Raw genomic sequence first — 3,901 nt, forward strand, 5'->3', positions numbered from 1 at the left:
CTCCGCCGGCCGCGCTGCTGACTTTCCTCACCGTCGTGGGCGCGTTTTTGCTGATCTTCCGGGCTGTCATGGGGCCTCCCGACCGGTGCGCACCGGTGGGCGGCCCTCGGCCTGTCGTACCGCGGGCGCGCCGGGGGCTCAGCCCCGCCCGATGTACGGCATGGCGGTCGCCATCACGGTGGCGAACTGCACATTGGCCTCCAGCGGCAGCCCCGCCATGTGCCGCACGGTGCGGGCCACGTCGGCCACGTCCATGGTCGGCTCCACGGCGACCCGCCCGTCCGCCTGCCGCACGCCGACGCTCATCTGCGCCGTCATGTCGGTCGCGGCGTTGCCGATGTCGATCTGCCCGCAGGCGATCCGGTACGGGCGGCCGTCCAGCGAGAGCGACTTGGTCAGCCCGGTGACGGCGTGCTTGGTCGCGGTGTACGCGATCGAGTGCGGGCGTGGAGCGTGCGCCGAGATCGAGCCGTTGTTGATGATCCGGCCGCCCTGCGGGTCCTGGGCCTTCATCTGCCGGAACGCGGCCCGCGCGCAGAGGAAGGCGCCGGTCAGGTTGAGGTCGACCACGGCCCGCCACTCGGCCACGTCCAGCTCGTCCACCGGGGTGGGGGCGCCGAACGTCCCGGCGTTGTTGAACAGCAGGTCGACCCGGCCGAACCGGCCGGCCGCCGCGGCGAACAGCGCGTCCACCGCCGCCGGGTCCGTGACGTCGGCCGGCAGCACCGCCGCCGCGGGACCGTCCGGTGCGGAGGCGTCCGGCGCGGCCGCCCCGCAGAGCCCGGCCGTCTCGCGCAGCGGCGCCTCCCGCCGCCCGGCGAGCACCAGCCGCCAGCCGGCCGCGGCCAGCTCCACGGCCACGGCGCGCCCGACCCCGCTCCCGGCTCCGGTGACGACGGCGATCTGCTGGGGCATGGCGGACTCCTCGCGGCGGGTGGAACGGGCGGACCGATCGTTCCCGATCCGGGGCCCGCGGTCACTGGTGCGAGACCCCAAAGCGTGGCGGGCCCGGCACCCCTCCGGCTGTGCTCCCCGCCGTCCGACGGGGGCGGGCCCCGCCGATCGGCAGGGTCCGCCGAAACCTTTACCGGATCGGGAACAAACATTGGATTGCCGACGGCCCCGGCGCAACCGGCCCGCCCCGGCCCACGTCATAAGATCGCAGGACGGCGTACCCCCGCGAGGGAGGGCGCGCCGCCGCCCCGGGGGGTACGAACGACGTCGCCCCGGGCTGTCCGGCCCCACCCGGGGGCCACCGCCCGCCTCCCGACGGAGCGGGCGCGACACCGGTCGGAGAGTCCACACCGTGCAGCCGCAGTCCACCCGTATCCGCGCCGTCCTGACCGGCGCCGCCGCCCTCACCCTGGCAGCCTCGCTGGCGGCCTGTGGCAGTACGGACGACAGCGGGAAGAAGGGCGACAACGCCAAGACCGCCGCGGGCACCGCGAGCGGCAGCAGCACCCCCGGCACCCCGTCGGCCGCCGGCAGCAGCTCCGCCGCCGCGCCCACCGGCGCCGCCCCGGCCTCCTCCGGCAAGGTGCTGATGCCGACCGGCCCCACCGCGGCCCTCACCAAGGCCCGGGACACCGCCGTCGGCCAGATCCTGGTGACCACGCTGAGCGGGCCCAAGTCGGGCGTCTCCGGGAAGGTCTGGGTCTGGCTGCCGCCGGAGTACAACGACCCGAAGTTCGCCAAGACCGGCTTCCCGGTGCTCACCCTGTACGCGGGCGGCCAGAGCAACGGCTACAACACCTGGACTGACGACCAGCTCCCGATCCAGCAGGTGGACGCCGAGCTGTCGAAGGCCGGCAAGGCCCATCCGTTCATCATGATCATGCCGGTGCAGAACTTCAACTCCGACGAGAAGAACGCCCTGGACTGCGCCGACATCCCCGGCCAGCCCAAGGTGGGCACCTGGATGGCCGAGGACATCCCGGACTTCGTCCGCGCCAACTTCCGCACCGTGAAGGGCCGCGACGGCTGGGGCCTGATGGGTGCCTCCACCGGTGCCTTCTGCAGCGCCAAGCTCGCCCTCCAGCACCCGGACAAGTTCAAGGCGGCCGTGCCGATCGACGGCTACTTCAACCCGGACTCGGGCCTCTGGAAGGGCCACGAGCAGGAGCGGCAGGCCAACAGCCCCGACGCGCTGGTCGGCCTGGGCAAGGCCGACGTGAAGATGCTGGTCACCGCTGGCGGCGCCACCCCGTACGAGACCAAGCTGGTCAAGGCGTGGGTCGCCAAGGCCACCCCGCCGCTCGCCATCGAGTACTACGAGCAGCCCGGCGGCAAGCACCTCACCAGCGACTTCAAGAAGATGATCCCGGACACCCTGCAGTGGCTCACCAAGAACCTGGCGGGCCCGCAGGCCGACTGAGCCGTACCGCTCCGCCGGCGCCGGAGGCCCCCGTGGCCACCGGCGCCGGCGGACGTTTTTCCGGGGGACGGTCCCGTGCCGGTCGTCGGTGGTGTGCGGCCCGCCGCTCCGCTTGCTCTTCCCCGTTCCTCTCTTCCGCTGCTCTGCGCGCCTCCCGGCATCGTGCGTGCCCCGGGCACGGCCCGGGCCTCTCCGTGCCCGCGTTCGTGGCTCCGCCGAGGGCCTTCACCGCGGCCCCGGCACCGGCTTCGTCCCAAGCCCGGCACCGGCTTCGCCCCGGGCCCCGATCCGGCCTCTGACCTGCACGTCAATCGGACATTGATTCGGCTCTGATCAACTGCGGTCACTGTGGTGGGAGCGCCTTCCTCCAGCCGCGAATCCGCCCATGGCGACTCCGTCAGCCGTGCCAAGCCGTGAAGAGAGTGTCATGCCGAGCCATCTGCTGCCCGTAGCGTCCCTGCCCGCAGTCCCCGTCCAGGCGGGCTCCGAGTGTGAGCAGGCCGCGTGCGAGGAGCCGCAGGCCCTCCGGTTCGCCGGGCTGCGCCTGGTGTACGCCGCACTCCGCCGCGACCTCGCGCGGCTGCCCAACGCGCTGCGGCTGCTGCAGCCCGGCGAGGACGAGAAGGGCGAGGCGCTGCTGCGGCACTGGCACTTCGTCAACACGATGCTGACCTGCCACCACGAGCAGCAGGACACCCGGATCTGGCCGATCGTCCGCCGCTTCGCGCCCGAGCTGCGGCTGCTGCTCAACTGGCTGGAGGCGGACCACCACAACCTCGACCACTCGTTCACCCGGGTCACCACCCTGGTCCGGATCGCCAGCCGGGACGCCGGCAGCGCCTGGCCGGTCGCCTACGCGATGGAGGACCTGGCGGCCCGGCTGGAGACCCACCTGCGGATCGAGGAGCGCCAGCTGCTCCCCCGGATGGAGCTGGTGTTCACCGGGACCTCCCGGGTCGGCAGCCTGCCGGAGCTGCTGGACCTGCTGCGCTCGGCCGACGGGCCCGGCACCGCCGACGCGCTCGCCTGGCTGCTGGACGGCGTCGAGCCGGCGGTGGTCGACCGGCTGCTCGCGGACTGCGACGACGACGTGGCCCGCAACTGGCCGCACTGGCAGTCCACCTACCAGCGCTGCACCAACCTGCTCTGGGGCCCGGCCGACGTCCGGGAGGGCGCCGCCGAGTGACCGGGGGCCGTTTTTCCGGGCCCGCGATCTACGCGCGTGGCATATGCCTTCCGAGTATGCCGCACATCCCCGTCCCCCGGTCTCAGCGGAGGCCCAACCGGGCCAGGTACCCCGGCAGGTCGGCCGGATCGTCGGTGGCCAGCCCGACGTAGCCGTCCGGCCGGACGACGAAGATCCCCTGGCCGTACGCCGCGGCCGCCACCCCGCCGTCCACCCGGTGCGCCCGAACCCCGGCCGGTACGGCGGGCAGCTCGCGGCCGACGGCGAGCACCGTCACGTGCGGGCCGCGGAACAGGTCGAACAGCCTGGCGCCGGCCGGTGGGCCGTCCAGCGGCGCGTCG

Annotated in this window: 3 protein-coding genes and 1 pseudogene; 2 read left to right on the forward strand and 2 right to left on the reverse strand. The window is 73.7% G+C overall.

Annotated elements, in window-relative coordinates; all coding sequences use genetic code 11:
* Positions 1-138: 138 nt before the first annotated feature.
* Positions 139-915, reverse strand: a complete 777-nt coding sequence (locus ABZ885_RS37235) for an SDR family oxidoreductase (protein WP_360199023.1) — start codon at positions 913-915, stop codon at positions 139-141.
* A 391-nt stretch (positions 916-1,306) separates the two neighbouring features.
* On the opposite strand from ABZ885_RS37235, the gene ABZ885_RS37240 reads away from it, so the two are divergent.
* Positions 1,307-2,374 (forward strand): alpha/beta hydrolase-fold protein, encoded by a 1,068-nt coding sequence (locus tag ABZ885_RS37240; protein ID WP_360199025.1) that lies wholly within the window; start codon positions 1,307-1,309, stop codon positions 2,372-2,374.
* A gap of 427 nt (positions 2,375-2,801) precedes the next feature.
* Positions 2,802-3,560 carry a hemerythrin domain-containing protein gene (locus ABZ885_RS37245; RefSeq protein ID WP_360199027.1) on the forward strand — a complete coding sequence of 253 codons (759 nt, stop codon included), beginning with the start codon at positions 2,802-2,804 and terminating at the stop codon, positions 3,558-3,560.
* Between the two features lie 82 nt (positions 3,561-3,642).
* On the opposite strand, the pseudogene ABZ885_RS37250 reads toward ABZ885_RS37245, so the two are convergent.
* A pseudogene (locus ABZ885_RS37250) lies at positions 3,643-3,901 on the reverse strand (pentachlorophenol monooxygenase); the annotation flags it as partial.

Origin of the sequence: Kitasatospora sp. NPDC047058 (assembly GCF_040643935.1) — a bacterium.
GTDB lineage: Bacteria > Actinomycetota > Actinomycetes > Streptomycetales > Streptomycetaceae > Kitasatospora.